Genomic DNA, 20,505 nt, shown 5'->3' with positions numbered 1-20,505 from the left:
CGGACCTGCGCGAAACGCAGGAGTACCGTAACGAATCTGCGCGACACACTCCATCAACGACGATCTGCCGAAGGCTGCGCAACCCCTACCAAAACCGGACGCCCACGTTACGAATGACTATCATCTGGGCAACACTTGTGGGATGCGGGCGCCTTCCACTCTTCCCGCAAAGCCCGGAAAACCATCCATCCGGCCCCTCTCACGTCCTTCCTCCCGATGACGACACAGATCAAGAGAGCCATGACTTCACGGAGCACCGCCCCTGGAGAACTGAGTTGGTTGCTCGATGACCTCCTCACCCGTGCGGAGGGCACACACCACGCCATCGTCCTGTCCACCGATGGACTGTTGATGGCATCGTCGAGTCAACTAGACCGTTCCGCCGCCGAGCACCTGTCCGCCATCGCCTCGGGGCTGCACAGCCTGGCAGGAGGAGCGAGCCGGCAGTTCGGCTCTGGCAACATCAGGCAGAGCATCATCGAAATGGACAAGGCGTTCCTGTTCGTCGCCGCCGCCGGCGAAGGCGCCTGTCTGGCCGTCATCGCCGATTCCGAGTGCGACGTCGGCATGGTCGCCTACGAGATGAACATGGTCATCCAGCGCGTAGGCCAATACCTGACCGCTCCCCCACGTCCGGACATGCCCACCACCCCCGCCCGCATCGAACGCTGACCCAGCCCGATCACGGCGTGCCGCCCGTGACCCCCGGCGGCAGCCACGACGACCGGCCACACCGGAGCAGCCGCCCGCTTCGCCCGCCCCCGGCGAACGGGCCGCCGCCGGGTTCGTGTGTTTCAGGTTTGTAGGACCGCTGGAATCCGATAGAGTTCCTAACGCAGCGAGCGAGACCCGGCCGGTCACGGCGGGGACACTAGATCGCCGCGCGGACGTGGCTCAGTGGTAGAGCATCACCTTGCCAAGGTGAGGGTCGCGGGTTCGAATCCCGTCGTCCGCTCGTAACACCGTGGGGCCGAGGGCACCACGCGGACGTGGCTCAGTGGTAGAGCATCACCTTGCCAAGGTGAGGGTCGCGGGTTCGAATCCCGTCGTCCGCTCGGTTTCCAAGTTGTGGAACTTGGGCGATTAGCTCAGTGGGAGAGCACTACCTTGACACGGTAGGGGTCACTGGTTCAATCCCAGTATCGCCCACCAACCAAGAGGCAGGTCAGAGATTTTCTCTGGCCTGCTTTCTCTTTTCTTCCCTGCCTCGACGGTCGACCGATCGGCGAAAGCCGACAGGCCCGCCAGCGGTCAGAGCGTGCCGGGGAGGAGAAGTTCGCACCACACGACCTTGCCGCCGCTCTCGGGCAGGTAGTAGCCCCAGCGGCTGCTGATCACAGTGAGCAGGTGCACCCCGCCTCTCCCCCATGCTCACGTCCTGCATCACCGGCGGGCGGGCGTCGCCGTCCCACACCGAGATCCGTACCACGCCCGGGACGACCCGCAACTGCAGGATCACCGTGGGCAGGCCGGCGAGTTCGGCATAACCGGGCGCCCCCCGTGCGGACCGGTGGCACTGACCACGGTGGTGACCAATTCCGAGACCAGCAGCTCAGCCGCTTCGGCGCGTTCTCCCCACCCCCACGATCTGAGGCTGTCAGCCGCCTCGCGGCGGGCGCACCCGACAGCGGTAGGCATGGCCGCATAACGGGCCGTCTTGGTCCGCGGTCGCACTCGATCATCCGCAGACCGCTGAGCCTTACCCTGTGCACGATCCATGCGGTCCCTCCCCGACTACGGCTCGCGACGTCCACACGCCACAGTGAATCCTCGTAATCAGTCGGATACGGAGCGCGTTTCGGGCGCGCGGTTCCGGCACCTTTACCTGGGTAGGAGAGGCGAAGCACCAATCCTGACCCAACCGGGAGGCTTTCATGACCCGACCGCCGTCTCCGTATGACTTCCTGCCCGACGTTGCGGATTTCACCGTCACCAGTGATGACGTAGTCGATGGCAAGCCCCTTGCGAAACCACAGGTCAGCGGAATGATGGGCGCAGGCGGGGAAGACATCTCGCCCCAACTGGAGTGGAGCGGTTTCCCCGAGGGAACCAAGAGCTTCGCGGTGACCTGCTTCGATCCCGACGCGCCTACCGCCAGCGGCTTCTGGCACTGGGCGGTCCTGGACATCCCGGCGTCGACCACCCGGCTGCCGGCCGGCGCGGGCAACGAGGGAGGCGCGGGCCTGCCTGCCAAGGCCGTGACCCTGCGCAACGACGCCGGCGGCAAGCACTACGTCGGGGCCGCGCCTCCTGCCGGCCACGGCCCGCACCGCTACTTCTTCGTGGTGCACGCCCTCGATGTGGAAAGCCTCGGCATCGACGACCAGGCGAGCCCGGCTTTCCTCGGGTTCAACCTGTTCTTCCACACCCTGGCCCGGGCGACGATCACGCCGGTCTACACCCAGGACTGACGGCGTCCTCCGCCGCGAGTCCCCCGTTCACAAGGGGACTCGCGGATGCCGCGTGCCACCACAATCGGAATCTCACACAAATTATGTTTGGATTGACTCAATTCAAACATTCAAAAAGTGAGGGATAACGTGACGGCGCCATCACCCATCACGACCGTGGTTTTCGACTACGGCAACGTCATCTGCACTCCGCAGCCCGCGGCGGACCTCGCCCGGATGGAGGAGCTGAGCGGCGTACCCCCGGTCGGGTTCTGGGCTGCGTACTGGGCAGAACGACTCGACTACGATGCCGGCTTGAGCGGCCACGAGTACTGGAACCGCGTCGCCCGGCATACCGGCGCCGACTGGGATCTGGCGACGCTTCAGGCCCTATGGCGTGCGGACCTCACCAGTTGGCTGCATCCCGAGCCTTCCACCATCGCGCTGATCGACCGCCTGGCCGCGGGGTCGACCCGCCTCGCCCTTCTCTCCAACGCAGCCCTCGGTTTTGCCGGCGCGCTGCGCGACTCTCCCGTACTGTCCGGCTTCGACGCGGTCTTCTTCAGCTGTGACATCGGCGTATGCAAACCCGATCCGGCGATCTACCAGCACGCACTGGACGCGCTCGGCTCAAGCCCACAGGAAACGGCCTTCATCGACGACCGGGAGGAGAACGTCCGTGCGGCCGCCGAACTGGGGATTGTCGCGCACCATTACACCGACGGGGCCGGGCTGGAAAAATTCCTCGACCAGGTCGGGGTCTCCTACTGACTGCGCGCCGGTGGTCCGGTTCGCCGTGATTCGGCTTTCTCCCCCGGTGCCGCCTTCCGGGCGGACGGGCCGTTACGCACTGCTCACCACCTGCTGGTTCTGTCTCACCGCGCCCGCACTCCAAGAACCGAGGATGCCGGTGTCCACCGATGGAAACCGGCAAGCGGTGACGGCGCCATCGGGCAGTCCTTGCTCGCACCGAGCCGCGGCCACGGGGAAGCAGGCCGCGAGACACTCACGCGGACCATGCCCGCAACGGTCGACCGTGCAGTTTCCTGTCACTGTCGGAACCAGGATAAATTCAGGCGCCCCCTTTCTCGCTCCGTGACCCACCAAAAATACGGGCCACGCGAAAAGTCGCCTTACGCAACCGCAGATCTCAAATTGCCAGACTTTTTCCCACAATTCACCACGAGCGACTTTTCGAGGCGGCGGGTATTCGCCGCGCCGCGATTGCCCACCGCCCCAAAAGTACCTAGTTAGGGCACCAGTAGACACGATAGCCCAGGTCACAAGGGATTCGCCAGAAAAACAAGAATTGGAAAACGCTTCCCTCCAAAATTGCCGAAACCATGCCCGCCCCCTCCTTTCGGTTGTCCTGGAATCCAAAATCGGCCACTACTCCATACACCGGCGATAAGTCCAACAGGCTCACGAAAAAGCCAGGACCATTGCACCCAACCGGCTCTTCAGGAACCGGATCCACGCAATTAGCACCTACCGTTCGACGGAAAGGGTGCACCGGTGCCCGTTCATCAGCATCCGACAGGACCGACCGTCGTCGTCACGACGGCCTGCCAAGCCTCCGCGTCCCCATCGCGATCAAAGGAGGTCGTTCTCGAACACGGGGTGGCCAAGTTCGCGGTCTCCCGCCGCAATCCGCGTATCGAACAGGTCTGCCGGGACATGCAGCGCGCGTTGGCCGCGGACGGCCCCGAACTGGTGCCGGCCGAGGCAGGCGGCGCGGTGCGCACACTCGCCGGAGCACGGTTCGGCTGCACCGGCTCCTTCGAGCACGCCGGACTGATCGGCGCGGCCGACCGCCACGGTGGCGTACTGGTACCGCTCATCGCACACCGTCCGGACCGCGGCCGATCCGTCCCCGCCCGGGACGCCCGAACGGGAGAACAGCGACAGCCCGGAACTGCGGGGCGGTACCCGAAAGGCAGGATGACCTGGCTTCGGGGCCTGCTGTCCCGCGGGGCCCTCCGTCGTATCCTGGGACTCCCCATCGGGTGTGCGAAGGGGGTGGGGATGTGGACGACGAAGAACGCGTGCCCCCAAAACGCATGCGCGCTTCGGACACCGACCGCGACCTCGTGGCCGAGCGTCTCGCGGTAGCCCTGACCGAGGGACGCCTGGACCTGACCGAATACGACCGTCGATTGTCCCTGGCCATGACGGCGGTGTTCATGGGGGACCTGGGGCCGCTGACCGCCGATCTTCCCCGGCCCGCTCCGCCTGCCCCCACCGGTCCGACCCACCGCGCACTTGTCGACGCCGGCCACCGGGAACCGGTCCTCAACTCTGCCTGGAAGAACTGGGTCGACGAGTGGCGCTGGTGGCTGGGCGCAGCGATCATCATGGGCACCATCTGGGGCGTGACCAGTGTGGTCGGCGGTGAACTACTGCCCTTCTGGCCGCTGGTCCCGCTCGGTATTTGGGCCGCGATCCTGGTGGCTGCGGTGGTGTGGCCCGATGACGCTTCCGGCTCCCCCCATTGAACCCGGCGAGCGCATACCCTGGTTTACAGGACGGAAAGGGGGCGGGAATGGACGAAGAACGCCTGCCCGTCAAGCGGATGCGCGCATCCGACGCCGATCGCGACGCCATCGCCGAGCGGCTTGCCGGAGCACTGTCCGAGGGGCGCCTGGACCTGACCGAGTACGACGACCGGCTGAGCGCAACCATGCGCGCCAAGACGTTGGGGGAACTGGCCGAACTGACCGCGGACCTCCCCGAAACTGCTCCGCCGCCGGCGGAGGCCCCGGTTCCCGGTGGTGGGCAAAACGGCGAGGGACGCTGGCGCGAACGGCTAGAACCGTGGCGCGGATTGGCCGCGATCGCGGTCATCCTGACCGGGATCTGGACGGTCACCAGCCTGCTGTCGGGCAGCCTTCAGCCGTTCTGGCCGGCATGGCCGATCGGTTTCATGTTCGTCTTCACCGCCGCAGGTGCACTGAGCGGCGACTACGAGAAAAAACGCCCGCGCAACGGCGACCTCGGACGTCACCAGATCGACCCGGACCGGCGCCGCGATATCGACGGCGGTCCGGGACCGGCTGGTTGAGGCAGGGATTACCCTGCCGCGTGCAACCAGCGAACGGGGGCGCCGTCACCCGCATAGCGGAAAGGTTCCAGCTCCTCGTCCCAGGCACGCCCGGTCAGCTTGTCCAATTCCTCAACGAGGTCGAGATCTTGGGCGATCGAACGCTCCATGGCGTTGCGCAACCGCGCTTCGGAAACCATTACCTCACCGGAGGCACTGGTCACGGCGCAGAAGAACCCGAGTGTGGGAGTACAGCTGTAGCGCACCCCGTCACAACCGGGGGTGGCCTCCTCGGTGATCTCATAGCGCAGACGCTGCCAGCCCTTCAGGGCTGAGGCGACTGCCCCCGAGGTCCCTGGGGCCCCCTGCCAGTTGAGCTCGGCACGGTAGGTTCCCGGGGCCGCTGGTTGCGACTCCCAGTCAAGTTTTACAGGTACGCCAACAACACCCGCGACCGCCCACTCAACGTGTGGGCACAGCGCCGCAGGCGCGGAGTGAACGTACAAGACGCCACGTGCGGACACCGAACCTCCTGATACGACGAGTGCGCTTCCCCGACGCTCTCGTACTCTCCAGAGGAGATGTCCGTTGGGTCTTCTCCTCGTCCTATTGTGCCCCATGTGCATCAGCGGCACCAGGTCCGTTGACGTCAGAAATAACGGACCGCCCAGCATCAAGCGCATCCGGCGGTTAGCGTGTTGTCTCAAGGCGTGACCGGATGTGCGATTTTACTGGGGGTGCCGGTGGGTGACCAGACCCACGAGGCCACTGAGGTCGGAGAACTGGTCCGGCGCGCCGCGGACGACAACGACGAGGATGCATGGAGCGCCCTCCTCGACCGTTTCTCAGGACTGGTCTGGATGATCGTCCGAACGCATCCCCTCTCCTTCCACGATGCACAGGACATAACCCAAACTGTGCTGTGTAATTTGGCGGAGAATCTGGACCGGCTGCGCGAGCCCCACCGGGTCGGGGCCTGGCTTCGAGTGGTGACTCGCAACGAATGCTTGCGTCACCTGCAAAGATCTACTCAGAGCCGACCGTTTGCCCCCCAGGACCTGGAGGTGGCCGATCACCGCTCCCCCGAGACGATCCACCTGTTGGAAGAGGGCGCCGATCGGGTCCGTGCCGCGCTGGAGCGTCTCCGTCCACCCGATCGCTACGTAGCCCGGCTCGACGCGCGCGACCCGGGACTGGCCGCGGCCGAGGTGGCGCGCCGAACGGGGATCGCTGAGGGCGATGTCACCCGAATTCGCCGTCGGGCACGACGCAGGCTGCTGCGGCTGTTGGCAGAAGAGGAACAGGGATGAGCCCCTCGGGAAGAGACGACGTGCCGGAGCGTGCCTGGGAACGTCCCCCCGAGCGAGTCCTGGCGGCTGCTCGCGCGGCCTACCGAATGCGCCGCCCCGGAATCCGGGTCGCCGAACTCATCAGCGATTCCGCGGAGAACCCGCCGAACGGTCTGCGCCACCCGATCGGCCGGACGGCTGGGCCTCGCATGTTGTCGTTCGGCGTGCCCGGCCTGCTGCTGCGGATCCTGGTGGAGGTCCGCGGCGAGGGGCATGACCTCAGCGGACAACTGGATCCGGCCGGCCGGGCCACGGTGGAGTTGCGCTGGGCCGACCTCCGGACCGAGCATGCGATTGGCCCCGATGGCGCCTTCGTCCTGCGGGTCCCCGGCCCGGGGCCCGTCAGTCTGGTCTGCACTCCGCAAACCGGGACCGCACAGCCGATGATCCTGCCGTGGACGCTGCTCTGAGGAGATAGCCCGATGTCACCACGGGGCCACGGTTCTTCCCGTTTCGGGGAATGGTCGGCGTCGCACCTTTGCCCCTGCTATCACTGAGAGTGACGCAATGGCCCCCGCTTGCGCCGAGAGCAGGCGGTTGTGACCGTTGCCGACAAGTCGGTGCCCTGCGACGAAGAGGCGAAGCGTATGGCGATCGGGCGTAGTACGGACCTGTCCATCACCCTCGTGGCACGCGATCCCGAGGCTGCGGAACGTCACGCCGCCCGCGTACTCGGCGAGGCCCCGAGCCCGGCGGCCCGTGCCGCCGCTCTACGGGTCAGCGGCCTGGCCGCCTACGAGTTGGGCCGTTCGACCGAGGCGACACGCCGGTTGCGCGCCGCGGCACGGGTCGCGGAAGAGGCAGCGCTCCACCGGGCGGCCGCGCTGTCCCGATCCTCCGAAACCGGCCTGCTGGCCCGGCGCGGCCTGGCGCCGACGGCTCGACCGACCACCGCGCCGACGCCCATGACCACCGCACTGCGCCTGCTCAATGCGGGTGTTGCCGCGTGCCAACAAGGCCGGTTCGACCGGGCGGTGGCCTTCTTTTCCGATGCACTGGACGCTGTCGGGAACGGCTGGGACCCCCGATTACTACCGGGGTTACTGTGCAATCGCGGTATTGCCCAGGTCCACTCGGGCCGGCTGGCCGCGGCCGAAGAGGACCTGTCCTGGGCCCTGGCGATGGCCGAAGGTCACGGCCTGGACCGTCTTCGGGGCTCGGTGACCCAGAACCTGGGATGTCTGGCCGCGGCTCGAAACGACACCGCCCAGGCCATGGAGCTGTTCACCGCCGCGGAGCCGCTGCTCGGCCCGGGGCCCAGGCCGACGGCACTGGCCGTCGATCGCGCGACCACGCTGGCGGACGCGGGCATGTGGTCCGCCGCGGCGGACCTTCTGCGCCCTGTCTCCTGGCGGCGCTCCCACGGAGCGGAGCTCGCAACCGCCGCCCTGCTGACGATGAGACTGCACGCCGCCCGAGGCGATCGGGAACGCCTGCGCCCGGCGGCCGAGTGGCTGCGTTCCCGGTTCGGCCCGCGATCGCTGTGGACGCGCGAGGCAGAGCGGATCGCCGCAGCCGAAAAGCCGGCTCCCTGGTTTGTCGGGCCCGCGCGCACGCACGCTCTGCCGACACCGGGCGACGGCAACTCCGTGCGCGACCACGGGATGAGTACCCCGTCGGCGGTTCCTTCTGCGCACACGGAGCTCACCGCACATGCCTGGGGCCTGTGGAGCGACGAGGCTCTGGGGCGGGCCGCTGCTGCCGTTTCCGTCGGTGACGCCCGGGCCGCACTGGGGTGGGTGGAACAGGCCAGAGAAGTCGGGATGCCCGCGCGGTGCTGCCGGGACCGTGAGTGGGCGGCGCTGCTGGACCGCTACCGCAATGCACGTACGCGCGCCGAGACGGGATCGGAACCGGCGCGGGAGGAACTTCTCCGTCTGGAACGCGAGCTCACGGTCTCCCAGTGGCATCCGGGCTGCCACAGCAGAGCGGCCAGGGCGCGCCGTCCGGGACGGCGCACCCTCACGGTGCTGGCCGCCGTTCTGGGGAACCGGGCTTTCGTGTGCTATCCCGACCTGCCCGGACAGCGTGTGGCACTGAGTCTGATCGACGGGTGTGTCCGCATTCATCCCCTGTCGTCGACCGGCGCACTCGACGCGGTCACCGCGTCCTTGAGCCATTCGGCTCGCACCGATGCCGTGACGCCCGGGCCCACGGAAGCTGCGCTGACCGATGAGCGGGCAGCGGATCTCTCGGCGCTGCTGATCGATCCGGTGGTTGACGCGATCGGCGACCGGCCACTGGTCATCGCGCCGGGGCCGCGTACCCAGGCCGTGGCATGGGGGTTGCTTCCCGCGCTGCGGGGCCGCCAGGTCAGCGTCGTGCCGTCGGCGCGCACCTGGGCGCGCTGCTTCCACAGACAGCGCGCCCGTCGCATTCGACGGGTCCTACTCGTGGCCGGCGCGGGGTTGAACGGGGCCGAGGCGGAGGTCCGCGGACTGCGCAGGCTGCACCGACGGGCCAGGGTACTGACCGGGAACGAGGCCAGGACCTCACGGGTCCTGCACGAGCTCGGCCGGGCCGATCTCGCCCACTTGAGCACACACGGCTTCGCCCCCTCCGAACCGCCGATGTGCGCGGGGTTGTCCTTGGTGGACGGCCCACTGCTGGCCTACGATCTCGAACGGCTCCCCCGGCCTCCCCTGCTGACCGTGCTCTCCTCGTGCGAGGTGGGACGCAGCGCCCCTGCCTCGTCGGGTCTCCCGTTGGGGGTCTCGGCTGCTCTGCTGGCCCGGGGCTGCGCCACCGTCATCGCCAGTGTGCTGCCGGTACGCGACAGTGAGGTCGCCGGAGCGATGGGCCGCGTTCACGAGGGCCTGCGCGAGGGCGCCGCACCGGCGGCGATGGTCGCAGCGCACCTGGCCGGCAGCGGTTTCGTGTGTTTCGGGGCCGGTTGAGTCGTCGGTGATCACACGCATGATCGAGCCCGGCGGTGGTAGCGGGGCGCCATGAGCGAGAACCGCGAGGACCCCAGGGAAGACCCGATCAACGCGCAGGACTCCGACTGGGAGGACGCCGGACTGCCCGCGCTGGAGGACAGCACCGAGGACACGGTGCTTCCCGGCGAGCGGCCGATCGCGATGAACGAGTTCGGCACCACTGGGACGGAGCGGGAAGCAGGCGAGCCGTTGGACACCGCCCTGGCGCGGGAGGAGCCGGACGTCTGGAACCGCCACGGACTGGATCCGAAGGGTGGTGTGGACGCCGACCCTGCTGCGGGGCGCCTCACCGCCGAGGACGACGGGGGCGACTCCTCCGATCTGATCGCCGAAGAGGACGGTGCGGACGGCGGGGGTTACAGCGCCGAGGAGGAGGCCGTCCGTGTGGAGGGGGAACCACGGGAATTGTGACGGCATCGCATGGTACGCGGCCCCCGGGATCGGCTCCCGGGGGCCGCGAGCGTCACCAGCCGCGCTCCCGCCACTTTGGGAGGCTCGGACGCTGTGCACCGAGCGTGGTGTCCTTTCCGTGACCGGGATAGACCCAGGTGTCGTCGGGTAGTTCGGCGAAGACCCGCTCCTCGACGTCGGCGAGGAGCGAACGGAAGTCCGTCTCGTTCCAGGTCTTGCCGACCCCGCCGGGGAACAGACTGTCCCCGGTGAACAGGTGGGAACCGCCCTCGGGGTCGTCGTAGCGCAGCGCGATGGAGCCGGGTGTGTGGCCGCGCAGGTGGATGACGGAGAGGACGCACTCTCCGACCGGTACCTGTGCTCCGTGGACCACCGGCTCGTCGACCGAAACGGGCAGTTCCGCGGCATCGTCGGGGTGGGCGACGGTACGCGCACCGGTCGCTCCCACGACTTCGGCCAGTCCCTGCCAGTGGTCACCATGGCGGTGCGTGGTGACGGCTCTGGCGAGCCCCTTGCTCCCGATGAGTTCCAGGAGCCGGTCTGCCTCGTTCGCCGCGTCGATGAGCACCCCTTCACCGGTACGGGCGCATCGCAGCAGGTAGGCGTTGTTGTCCATCGGGCCGACCGCGAGCTTGCTGATGGTCAGTGCGGGCAGTTCGCGTACGTCAGCGGGTCCGCCGACTCGCGTGTCTCCGGAGTAAGTCACCGCATCATTGTGCCGAATGGCCGGGCGATGACCCAAGCTGCGGGAGCATTCGCCCGGCCATCGGTCACAGCGCCCAGTGGGGCGGGCGTTTCTCCAGGAAAGAAGCACGGCCTTCGGCCGCGTCCGAGCTGGCGAAGAAGGCAGCGGACAACTCGTCCATCTCGGCGAAGGCGTTCTTGCGCTCCGGGTAGCCGTTCGCGCCGAGCAGCGTCTTGGTGCGGGCCAGCGCGCGCGGAGCGCCGGTTCGCAGGCCGTTCAGGACCGAGCCGACGACCTCGTCGAGACGATCGGGTGCCACCGCCGTGGTGATCAGTCCGGACTCCGCTGCGGTGGCCGCGTCGAAGGTCTCTCCGGTGAGAAAGTAGCGGGTCATGCGCCGGTCGTCCATCCGACGCGCGACCGGGACGGAGATGATGGCGGGGACGACGCCGATACGAACCTCGGTGAAGGCGAAGGTGGTGGTGTCTGGGGCGATGGCGATGTCGGCAGCGGCGACGAGGCCGAGGCCACCGGCACGCGCCGGGCCGTTGAGCACGGCCATGACCGGTTTGGGGGCGTCCATGATCGCGGAGAAGAGTTCGGCCATCCCCGGGGCGTGCGGGTCGGTGACAGGCTGCCCGGCCTGGTGGGCGGCGACCTCCTTGAGATCGGCCCCGGCGCAGAAAGCTGGGCCCGCCCCGGTCAGGACGACGGCGCGGACGTCATCGTCGGCGATCGCTTCGGTCAGCCCTGCGGCAAGCTCGGTACGCAGCCGGGCGGAAAGCGCGTTGCGGTTGCGCGGAGAGTTGAGGGTGAGGGTGCACACCCCCCGCTCGACCGAGCTCAACACCAGGTGTTCTTCGGGTTCTGGCATCGTCTACCGTCCTTGTGACCGTGTTGTCGCGGGCACCACCGATCCTGCCCGAAGCCGCCGGCAGCCGGCGGGGCGGGGCCGCTCCGCCGACTCCCCCTTCGCCCGACCTGCGGAAGCTGCGTTCTCAGGTCAGGCGGTACGGGCGCGCAGAGCTTTGAGCGCCCCTTCGGCGTGTGCCTGCATCCGCACCTCGGACTTGACGACGTCCAGGATCGTGCGGTCGGTGTCGATGACGAAGGTCTGACGGCGGGTCGGCGACAGACCGGCGAGCAGGCCGGTGCGCCGCACTCCGAAGGCGGTCGCGACGGCGCCGTCCTCGTCGGACAACAGCGGATAGCCGAACGCGTTGGTCTTGTCGAATTCGAGCTGGCGTTCCACAGTGTCGTTGCTGATTCCCGCGCGTTGCGCGCCGAGCTCGGCGAACTCTGCTCCGAGATCACGGAAGTGACAGCTCTCCGCGGTGCACCCCGAGCTCAGGGCTATCGGATAGAAGAAGAGCACGAGTGGTCCCTGCGCGAGGAAATCACTCAGCTTGCGCCTGGTGCCGTGCTGGTCGGGAAGGTCGAAGTCCGGTGCCTGCTCGCCTTTGTTCACAACGGCAACCCTACGCGAGCGGATCGACACGCAGCAAAGGAACGTAGAGCTCAGCGGTCGTCAGCGAGCCGTGCTGGCCGAGCAGGGCGGACCCGGCGGGTTCGGCTGTGGGGGCGATGAGGGCGGTCGAGCCATGGGCGAGGGCGAGCACGTCACCGATGCGCGGCAGCAGTGCTGCGTCCACCTGGCCGAACCACCCGCGACGAACAGCATCGGCCCGGGGCAGGACAGTGGCGCGATCGGCAAGCCACTCGGTCCAGGCAGCGAGGACATCGGCCTCGGCGCCCGGCCTCGTGTAGATCTGGCGCATCCGCGGCTCGCCTGCCAGCACACGGACACCGGTCGACAGTTCGGCGGGTTCCTCGACGTCCACCCGGTCCTCGACCGCGACGTCGACCATGCCGTGGTCGGCGGTGACGTAGAGGGCGCCGCCGGGGGGAAGCGCGGTGGCCAACCGCTCAGCGAGCCGGTCCACCCGGCTCAGGTGCTCCCGCCAGCGGTCGGAGTCCACTCCGGCCACGTGGCCGATGGTGTCCAGGACGGAGTGGTAGACGAAGACGTAACCGCACTCCCTGAGGGCGGCCTCGGCCTCGGCCGCCAATTCGTCGATGTCCTCAGCGGGGCGGTACTGCGCTCCACGGGCGGAGGCACGGGTGAAACCGCCTCCCTCGAAGGCTCCCGACGCAACGTAGGCGGTCGCCACTCCGGCCGCCCGGGCACGTTCGTAGATCGTGCGGTGCGGCTGCCACGCCTCTGGATCGATGTCGGGGGACCAACGCAGCGAGTTGAGGATCCGGTCCTCCCCCGGAACGGCGACCTGATAGCCGAACACTCCGTGGCTGCCGGGAGGGGCCCCGGTCCCCAACGAGGTCAGACTGGTCGCCGTGGTCGTGGGAAATCCAGCCGTGAAAGGGGAGTCGCTGCCCGCGAGGGAGGACAGAAAGGGTGCGTGCACGGCGTTGGCCAGTAGCGCCTCCCACCCCAGCCCGTCGACGAGGAGGACGCAGGCCCGCTGGGCGGGCCCCAGGCCGAGCCTGTTGGTCTCCCGGGGTACGCCGAGCGAGGCCAGCACGGAGGGAGCCAGGTCGGCCAGTGAAGCAGCGCCGTAGCGAGGACTGTCGAACCCACCCGTGGCAATGGCCATTTCCGGCTCCCCTGCCGATCTACTGTGCGGTGGCTTCGGCCAGTGCCTGGGCGAAGTTGAGCAGGTTCGTCACGGCCTCGGTGCCGTCGGCGGCCTGACTGACCCTCAGCGTGAGGGGCTCGGCCGTGATCGCACCGGTGTAGCCGTGGTCCAGCTCGCAGGATTCATCGGCGCAGGAGGCCGGCTCAAGGTCGATGTGGGCGATAGCGCCCCAGTTCACCGCGAGGCTGATGCTGAGCACCACCTCACTGGGCGGGGTGCCTGGCGAATAGGCTGCGGGGTCGGGCACGACCCTGGTGAGCGCCACCGACTGGATGTTGTCGATCTTGATCGCGTCGGTGGTGGTGGAGGCGTGCGGACGGTCGTCCGGGGCCACCGGCGGGTGCTCGTCGGTATGGCAGACGATGAGGCGGGTCCGGGTGAGTACCAGCACGGTGATGTGGCGGCGTACCTCCATCCCTGGATCAAAGGTGGCCTCATGGTGCACGACTGCCGCCTCGGCGGCCTCCGTTCCGAGAGTGGTGGCCACCGCGTCGGCGACAAGACCCGGGTAGTACCCGCTGCGTTCGATCTCGAAGCGCCAATCGGTGGACACGGCACGCGTTTTCCTCATGTGTCCATCCTGCCCCCTCCGGGTGACCGCACGCACCCGCGCCCGGCGCTACCGGCCGTGCCGGATGTGTAGTGCGGTAAGGGACGGGAATGGTGTGGTCATGGATGCCACGATTCCGCCGGTCCCAGCGCCGCCGACCCCGGGTCAACCGTTTCCGACTCCCCAACCCCCGGTACCGGGCCCGAATCCACCCGAACCGCCCGCGCCCAGCCCCGCACCGCCCCAACCGCCGATTCCCGAGCCGGGGCCGGAACCCCAGCCCGAGCCGGTCTAGCAGCAGAGCGGACCGTGCCGAGGCCGACCGGGCCGGCCCCCTACACCGGGGCCCGGCCCGGTTTCTGTGCTGTCAGGGCACCCGTAGTCGTCTGGGCCCCGCGTCCGGCCGCAGGTCCGGGGCTTGCCGCAACCAGACCCGGGCCCCCAGGACGTGTGCGCCGGTGGAATTGACGATGACCGGGTCGAGATCCACGTGGGCCACCTCGGGGACGGCGTCCACCAGCCGCGAGACCCGGATCAGGATCTCTTCCAGCGCTTCGACGTCGGGCTGGTCCGCAAGCGAGGAAGCGCCGGCGGGCAGACCGAAGAGCAGCGGCGAGGAACGCACCGCTCGAACCAGATCGGCTGCGTCGGCGTCGGTGAGCGGGGCGAGCCGGTAAGCGCGGTCGTCGAGGAGCTCGGCGGTGACGTCGGCCAGGCCGAAGGCGACAACCGGGCCGAACGAGGGGTTCTCGCCCGCCCTGATGACCGTGGGAACGCCGGGGACCGCCATGCACTGGACCACCAGCATCGCCTCGGCGCCCAGACGTTCGTCCAACGTGGCGTAGGCGTGGCGGACCTCGTCCGCTGAGTTGAGCTCGACCCGGATCCCCCGGCCGCCGGCACGCAGCCGCATGTCCGGGGCGTTGGCCTTGACCACGACCGGATACCCCAGTTCCTCTGCCGCGGCCACCGCCTCCTTCTCGGAGGCCACCGGGACGTCGGGCCAGACGTCGATCCCGTAGCAGCCCAACAGGCGGCGCGCGGTCTCGGCCGGCACGGCCGACTCCTCGTTGTGCACCGGCTCGCTGGTGAACCAGACCGAGTGCTCGGGGACCCCTTCTGCCTGGGCCTGTCCAAGTGCGGCCTTGATGAGGCCGCGCGCCTGTGCCCGGTCGATCCCACCGATCTCGGGATGCCGGCCGGGGTCGCGCTCACGCCACATGGCGTGCCGGGTCACGTGCTCCAGCGCGCGCACCGCATCCTCGGGTGCGGGGTAGGAGGGCACCGAACCGCGCAGTGTCTCCCCGTCCGGCCCGACCTGGCGCAGTTCCTCGGGCAGTCCCTGGTAGCCCAGGTAATTGGTGAGGATCGGCTTGACGGCGGTTTCGGACCGCTCCCGCAGGACCTCGGCGACGTCACCGGAGATGGGGGCGAGTGCCGGGATGAAGACCACGACGACCGAGTGCACGGAGTCGTCGGCCAGTGCGGTGTCGAGGGCATCGGCGAAGTCCTGGGCCGTGGCCTTGGGGCCGAGGTCGACCGGCTCGTGCGGGCGCAGGCCGGCTCGTAGGCAGGCGTCCTTGACCAGTAGTTCCAGGGAGTCGGAGTTGCCGATGATGCCGACCCTTGGTCCCCTGGGCATCGGCTGGTAGGCAAAAATCTGCGCGACGTCGAACATCTGCGTGATGTCGTCGACCCGGACCAGTCCGGCCTGTTGGAACAGGGAGCTCACCGCGTAGTCGGGCAGGGTGAGGGCGTCGGCGGCGTGGCCCATGGGGACGCCTCGTGCGGAGCCTCCGGTCCGGACCACGACCAACGGCTTGTGCTGGGCCAGCCGGCGCGCCAACCGGGTGAACTTGCGCGGGTTGCCCAGGGACTCCAGGTACTGCAGGACCACCTCGGTCTTGGGGTCCTCCTCCCAGTACTGGATGAGGTCGTTGCCCGAGACGTCCGCGCGGTTGCCCGCGGAGACGAAGGTGGACAGCCCCATTCCCCGCTGGGCGACACGTTGCAGGATGGCGCGGCCCAGCGCACCCGACTGCGAGAAGAAACCGATCCTGCCGCGCGGTGGGACGTCGGGCGAGAGGGTGGCGTTGAGCGAGACGGCCGGATCGGTATTGGCGATGCCCAGGCAGTTGGGGCCCACGACCCGCATTCCGGCCGCGCGCGCGGTAAGGACCAGTGCCTCCTGGCGGCCGCGCCCCTCGGGGCCTGCCTCACCGAACCCCGAACTGACCACGACCAGGCCGTGCACCCCCTTGCGCGCGCACTCCTCCACGACATCGGCGACCATGTCGGCGCGCACCGCGACAACGGCGAGGTCCACGGGATCGGGGATGTCCAGCACGCTGGGGTAGGCGCGCACCCCCGCCACCGCCTTGGCTTCGGGGTGTACCGGGAAGACGGGTCCCTGGAAGTCTCCGGCGATGAGGTTGCGCAGTGCGGTCTGGCCGATGGTGTGGGCGGTGCGGCTGGCGCCGATGACGGCCACCGACTCCGGGAAGAGCAGCCTGGCGATGGACCGCGACTCGGCACGCTGCTCGCGGGCGCGCATCACCTCGCGGGAATCGTCTGTGGGCTCGAGGTCGAGGGTGAGTCGGATGACCCCCTCGTCGAAGGTTTGCTGAGCGGTGTAGCCGGCCTCACGGAAAACGTTGATCATGCGCCGGTTCTCCGGCAGGACGTCGGCGATGAAACGCCGGACCCCGCGCTCGCGGGCCGCAGCGCCGATGTGCTCGAGCAGCACCGAGGCAAGGCCCCTGCCCTGGTGGGCGTCTTCCACCACGAAGGCGACCTCGGCCTCGTCGCCGCCGACCTTGTCGTAACGCACAACCGCAACCATGGACTCGCCGATCGTCGCGATGAGGGCGACGCGGTCCTCGTAGTCCACCGTGGTGAAACGGGTCACGTCACGCGACGACAGCTTCGGATAGGGCGCGAAGAACCGGTAGTAGATGGTCTCCGGCGACAGTCTGGAGTGGAACTCCTGGAGTAGATCTGCGTCGTCCGGGGCGATCGGCCGTAGATGCGCGGTACCGCCGTCGGTGAGGACGACGTCGGCTTCCCAGTGTTTCGGGTATGACTGCACGGTTTTGAGCCTAAACGAGATTGCTCGGACCGTGGGGCATCGTTGCCAACGAAACGTCCGTTGGTCCTCCTTTGAACGGACCAAATCCGGTGTGGTGCGGAGCGTTCCACATCTGTCAGTTCGTTACCCGCACGGGTCCCTGGACCTGTTAACGTCTCAGGGCGCGTGCGGTTATCAGGGTCCCGCACGCTCCGCGGTCGGGCAAGGAAGTGACGTCTTATGACGCGAGTGGTCGTAGTCGGTGATCTCATGACCGACGCCGTCGCACGGGCCTTCCATCCGTTGGCCCGTGGCAGTGACACCCCCGCTTCGGTGATCATGTACGGCGGCGGTTCCGCCGCCAATGTCGCCGCATGGCTGGCGCTGGAAGGGACCGAGACCGCCCTTATCGGGCGGCGCGGCGCGGACATCGCCGGGCGCACCCGTGAGATGGAACTCATGGGCTACGGCATCGACGCCCGGATGGTCATGGACCCCGAGCGCGCAACCGGGACATGTGTGGTCATGATCACGCATCGTGGCGACCGGACGATGCTCAGCGATCCCGGCGCCAATGCCGCCCTTCAGCCCGAGGACCTTCCGCGCGACGTGTTCGGTCCCGACGGCCACCTGCACGTCTCCGGTTACACGCTGATCAACGAGGGCTCGCGGCGGGCCGCACGGGTCGCGCTGCGCTTCGCCCGGGAGAACGGCATGTCCATCTCGGTGGACGGCGGCTCGCACGCACCCCTGGAGCGCGCCGGGGCCGAGGCCTTCCTGGACTGGACCAGCGGCGCGCGGCTGCTGTTCGCCAACAAGGAGCAGGCGGCGGTACTGACCGGGCGCGATGATCCTGACGCTGCCGCCAAGGTTCTCACCGCCTGGTTCCCCAACATCGTCATCAAGCTCGGCGACGAGGGCGCGCTGTGGGCCTCCAAGGCACGTGAAGGCACCATCAGGGTTCCCGCCGAGCCGGTGGAGCCCTCCCCCGGCTCGATCGGTGCGGGTGACGCCTTCGTCGCGGGCTTCCTTCCCCCGTGGCTCTCGGGCAAGCACCCCAAGGACGCCCTGATCAGCGCCCAGCGTCTGGCCGCGCGCGCCCTGCACCAGCCCGGCGCGCGCCCCGATCTGGGCTGACCTCGGTCCTGCGCGTTTCCTCCACCCGCTGTGCGAGTGGGTCCACTACGGGTTCGGTCCGTCGTGGCCCACCCGCAGGGCGGGTGTCCTGTCGGGGGCTCAGGCGCGGCTGGCGAGGGTCAGGGGCAGTACACCCGGTGCTCCCGCCTCGCGCAGCAGGCTGGCGGCAACCGTCAAGGTCCACCCGGTGTCGGTGTAGTCGTCGACCAGCAGCACCGGCCCCTCCAGTCCGGCCAGACCGGCGCGCAGCTCGTCGTCGAGGGTGAAGGCGTCCCACAGCGAGGCAAGGCGCTGCGCACTGTTGTGGCGGCGTGGACCGGTCCCCGTCGGCCGCGCGTAGCCGATCAGTCCGACCGGAGCGAGCCGGCCGACCTCGCAGAGGCGGCGGGCCAGATCGGTGACCATCGTCGGACGGCGCAGCGAGGGCATCGCCACGACTCCGACCGGGCGATGCTCCCATCCCCAGGCGGCCAGGACCCGCACCACCCCGTGGAAGACCTCTTCGCTCACCGGGGCGTCGGGGCCGTCCTCGGCCAGCAGCCTGCGCAAGGCGGTGCCCCACCCGATGTCGGTGAGACGGGCGAGGGAGCGCCCCTCCTCGGCGCGCCGGGACGCAGCGATGGCGCCGGAGGCCGTGACCCCCAGCGCGGTCATCCCCGTGGGCCACTGCTTGCGGGGCTGGACCGCGACGCCAGGACGGTTGAGATGCTCGGCGGCGGCCTCTCGTTGGTGGGCGTCGACGTCGGCCGCCCAGCGGCGGCCGGTGCAGTTGTCGCACCGGCCGCACGACCGGGCATCGGGGTCGTCGAGCTGACGGCGCAGGAATTCCATTCGGCAACCGGGTGCGTCGATGTAGTCGAGCATGGCGCGCTGCTCGGCCTCACGGGCGGCGGTCACTGCGGCGTAGCGCTGGGCGTCATAGCTCCAGGGCTGACCGGTGGCGGTCCAGCCGCCGCGCACCCGACGCACGGCGCCGTCCACGTCGAGGACCTTGAGCATCTGTTCCAGACGGCTGCGACCGAGATCGACCTGGGCCTCCAGCCTCGGCAGCGAGGTCGGTCCCTCCGCTGCGCCCAGGGCGTCCAGGGTGCGGCGCACAGTGGGTTCTGGGGGAAACGCCATGCTGGCGAAGTAGGCCCAGATCTCGCGGTCCTCGCGGCCGGGCAAGAGGACGACCTCGGCACGGTGCACGCCTCGGCCGGCACGCCCGACCTGCTGGTAGTAGGAGATGGGCGACTGCGGAGCGCCCAAGTGCACGACAAAGCCGAGGTCGGGCTTGTCGAAGCCCATTCCCAGCGCGCTGGTGGCCACCAATGCCTTGGTCCGGTTCGCGAGAAGGTCGTCCTCGGCGCGGCGACGGTCCTCGATATCGGTCTGGCCGCTGTAGGAGCGGACGTCGTAACCGCGTGCGGCGAGGAACTCGGCGGTCTCGGTGGCAGCGGCGACGGTGAGGGTGTAGATGATGCCGGAACCTTCGAACTCGCCGAGGTTCTGCGCCAGCCAGCTGAGCCGTGCGGTGCTGTCGGGCAGGTTCACCACGGCCAGGTGGAGGCTCTCGCGGTCGAGACCGCCGCGCAGCACGAGGGTGGCGGCACCGTCCCCGGTCTCCAACTGTTCGGCGACGTCGCGGGTGACCCGCTCGTTGGCGGTGGCAGTGGTGGCCAAGACGGGAATGCCCGCGGGAAGCTCACCGAGCAGGGTGCGGATGCGCCGGTAGTCGGGACGGAAGTCGTGGCCCCAGTCGGAGACGCAGTGCGCCTCGTCGATGACGACGAGTCCGGCTCCGGCAGCGAGCTCGGGCAGGACACGATCGCGGAAGTCGGGGTTGTTGAGGCGTTCTGGACTGACCAGGAGAACATCGACTTCACCTGCGGCGATGTCGGCGTAGGTCTGCTCCCAGGCGTCGATGTTGGCGCTGTTGATCGTGCGCGCCCGGATTCCGGCGCGTTCGGCTGCGGCGATCTGGTTGCGCATCAGGGCCAGTAGCGGAGAGATGATGACGGTGGGACCGGCGCCCTCTGCCCGGCGCAGCGCAGTGGCCACGAAGTAGACGGCCGACTTGCCCCAGCCGGTGCGCTGTACGACCAGGGCGCGACGCCGCTCGGCGACCAGGGCGTGGATGGCCCGCCACTGGTCCTCGCGCAGCCGAGCGGCTTCACCTGCCAGGGCGCGCAGGTGGGTCTCTGCCGCTTCGCGCATGTCGAGATCGGTTTCTGGGGACGCTGGAGTGGCCATGCCCCCTTGCTATCAGACCCCCGCGACCATCGTGCGTGCTTGCCGCGT

Annotated in this window: 19 protein-coding genes and 3 tRNA genes; 14 read left to right on the top strand and 8 right to left on the bottom strand. The window is 68.8% G+C overall.

Annotated features, from left to right (window positions below):
* Positions 1-240 precede the first annotated feature (240 nt).
* The 9 genes from QSJ59_RS12005 (at position 241) to QSJ59_RS11965 (ending at position 5,451) form a co-directional block, all read left to right on the top strand.
* On the top strand, positions 241-672 hold the full coding sequence (locus QSJ59_RS12005; RefSeq protein WP_285759452.1) for a roadblock/LC7 domain-containing protein: 432 nt from the start codon (positions 241-243) through the stop codon (positions 670-672).
* 211 nt (positions 673-883) lie between these two features.
* A tRNA-Gly gene (locus QSJ59_RS12000) sits at positions 884-955 on the top strand.
* A gap of 28 nt (positions 956-983) precedes the next feature.
* Positions 984-1,055: transfer RNA gene (locus QSJ59_RS11995), tRNA-Gly, on the top strand.
* 22 nt (positions 1,056-1,077) lie between these two features.
* Positions 1,078-1,152, top strand: a tRNA-Val gene (locus tag QSJ59_RS11990).
* 722 nt (positions 1,153-1,874) lie between these two features.
* Complete coding sequence (locus QSJ59_RS11985) at positions 1,875-2,411, top strand: YbhB/YbcL family Raf kinase inhibitor-like protein (protein WP_285759450.1); 537 nt, start codon at positions 1,875-1,877, stop codon at positions 2,409-2,411.
* Between the two features lie 129 nt (positions 2,412-2,540).
* The gene (locus QSJ59_RS11980) at positions 2,541-3,161 is read left to right on the top strand and encodes an HAD family hydrolase (RefSeq protein WP_285759449.1); all 621 of its coding nucleotides are present in this window, start codon (positions 2,541-2,543) and stop codon (positions 3,159-3,161) included.
* A gap of 849 nt (positions 3,162-4,010) precedes the next feature.
* On the top strand, positions 4,011-4,502 hold the full coding sequence (locus QSJ59_RS11975; protein ID WP_285759448.1) for a hypothetical protein: 492 nt from the start codon (positions 4,011-4,013) through the stop codon (positions 4,500-4,502).
* On the top strand, positions 4,451-4,885 hold the full coding sequence (locus QSJ59_RS11970; RefSeq protein WP_285759447.1) for a DUF1707 SHOCT-like domain-containing protein: 435 nt from the start codon (positions 4,451-4,453) through the stop codon (positions 4,883-4,885). The genes QSJ59_RS11975 and QSJ59_RS11970 overlap by 52 nt, the downstream gene beginning before the upstream one ends.
* A gap of 47 nt (positions 4,886-4,932) precedes the next feature.
* Positions 4,933-5,451, top strand: coding sequence for a DUF1707 SHOCT-like domain-containing protein (locus QSJ59_RS11965; RefSeq protein WP_285759446.1), 519 nt, complete (start codon positions 4,933-4,935; stop codon positions 5,449-5,451).
* Between the two features lie 8 nt (positions 5,452-5,459).
* On the opposite strand, the gene QSJ59_RS11960 is transcribed toward QSJ59_RS11965, so the two are convergent.
* Positions 5,460-5,954, bottom strand: coding sequence for a DUF3145 domain-containing protein (locus QSJ59_RS11960; protein ID WP_285759445.1), 495 nt, complete (start codon positions 5,952-5,954; stop codon positions 5,460-5,462).
* A 219-nt stretch (positions 5,955-6,173) separates the two neighbouring features.
* Here QSJ59_RS11960 and QSJ59_RS11955 point away from each other — a divergent pair, with 219 nt between their 5' ends.
* From QSJ59_RS11955 to QSJ59_RS11940, 4 genes are all read left to right on the top strand, one after another.
* The gene (locus QSJ59_RS11955; RefSeq protein ID WP_285759444.1) at positions 6,174-6,740 is read left to right on the top strand and encodes an RNA polymerase sigma factor; all 567 of its coding nucleotides are present in this window, start codon (positions 6,174-6,176) and stop codon (positions 6,738-6,740) included.
* The gene (locus tag QSJ59_RS11950; protein ID WP_285759442.1) at positions 6,737-7,189 is read left to right on the top strand and encodes a hypothetical protein; all 453 of its coding nucleotides are present in this window, start codon (positions 6,737-6,739) and stop codon (positions 7,187-7,189) included. Before QSJ59_RS11955 ends, QSJ59_RS11950 begins: the two co-directional genes overlap by 4 nt.
* Before the next feature lie 129 nt (positions 7,190-7,318).
* The gene (locus QSJ59_RS11945) at positions 7,319-9,676 is read left to right on the top strand and encodes a CHAT domain-containing protein (protein ID WP_285759440.1); all 2,358 of its coding nucleotides are present in this window, start codon (positions 7,319-7,321) and stop codon (positions 9,674-9,676) included.
* A gap of 51 nt (positions 9,677-9,727) precedes the next feature.
* A complete protein-coding gene (locus tag QSJ59_RS11940; RefSeq protein ID WP_285759438.1) occupies positions 9,728-10,129 on the top strand; it encodes a DUF5709 domain-containing protein in 402 nt (133 codons plus the stop codon).
* Positions 10,130-10,181: 52 nt separating this feature from the next.
* Here the strand turns inward: QSJ59_RS11940 and QSJ59_RS11935 are convergent, their stop codons facing one another.
* The 6 genes from QSJ59_RS11935 to QSJ59_RS11910 form a co-directional block, all read right to left on the bottom strand.
* Complete coding sequence (locus QSJ59_RS11935; protein ID WP_285759437.1) at positions 10,182-10,835, bottom strand: MBL fold metallo-hydrolase; 654 nt, start codon at positions 10,833-10,835, stop codon at positions 10,182-10,184.
* Between the two features lie 64 nt (positions 10,836-10,899).
* On the bottom strand, positions 10,900-11,688 hold the full coding sequence (locus tag QSJ59_RS11930) for an enoyl-CoA hydratase-related protein (protein WP_285759436.1): 789 nt from the start codon (positions 11,686-11,688) through the stop codon (positions 10,900-10,902).
* Positions 11,689-11,817: 129 nt separating this feature from the next.
* Positions 11,818-12,282: a peroxiredoxin gene (locus QSJ59_RS11925; protein ID WP_285759434.1), complete on the bottom strand. Its 465-nt coding sequence runs from the start codon at positions 12,280-12,282 to the stop codon at positions 11,818-11,820.
* Positions 12,283-12,292: 10 nt separating this feature from the next.
* Complete coding sequence (locus QSJ59_RS11920; protein ID WP_285759432.1) at positions 12,293-13,426, bottom strand: alkaline phosphatase family protein; 1,134 nt, start codon at positions 13,424-13,426, stop codon at positions 12,293-12,295.
* 19 nt (positions 13,427-13,445) lie between these two features.
* Positions 13,446-14,039 carry a DUF5998 family protein gene (locus QSJ59_RS11915; protein ID WP_285759430.1) on the bottom strand — a complete coding sequence of 198 codons (594 nt, stop codon included), beginning with the start codon at positions 14,037-14,039 and terminating at the stop codon, positions 13,446-13,448.
* A 346-nt stretch (positions 14,040-14,385) separates the two neighbouring features.
* A complete protein-coding gene (locus QSJ59_RS11910) occupies positions 14,386-17,106 on the bottom strand; it encodes a bifunctional acetate--CoA ligase family protein/GNAT family N-acetyltransferase (RefSeq protein ID WP_285759428.1) in 2,721 nt (906 codons plus the stop codon).
* Positions 17,107-17,334: 228 nt separating this feature from the next.
* Here QSJ59_RS11910 and QSJ59_RS11905 point away from each other — a divergent pair, with 228 nt between their 5' ends.
* The gene (locus QSJ59_RS11905) at positions 17,335-18,222 is read left to right on the top strand and encodes a carbohydrate kinase family protein (RefSeq protein ID WP_285759567.1); all 888 of its coding nucleotides are present in this window, start codon (positions 17,335-17,337) and stop codon (positions 18,220-18,222) included.
* 99 nt (positions 18,223-18,321) lie between these two features.
* Here the strand turns inward: QSJ59_RS11905 and QSJ59_RS11900 are convergent, their stop codons facing one another.
* The gene (locus tag QSJ59_RS11900) at positions 18,322-20,457 is read right to left on the bottom strand and encodes a RecQ family ATP-dependent DNA helicase (RefSeq protein ID WP_285759427.1); all 2,136 of its coding nucleotides are present in this window, start codon (positions 20,455-20,457) and stop codon (positions 18,322-18,324) included.
* Positions 20,458-20,505 lie beyond the last annotated feature (48 nt).

This window comes from Nocardiopsis ansamitocini, from assembly GCF_030268225.1.
Taxonomy (GTDB): Bacteria; Actinomycetota; Actinomycetes; order Streptosporangiales; family Streptosporangiaceae; genus Nocardiopsis_D; species Nocardiopsis_D ansamitocini.
This window is presented reverse-complemented; position numbering and strand designations above follow the sequence as displayed.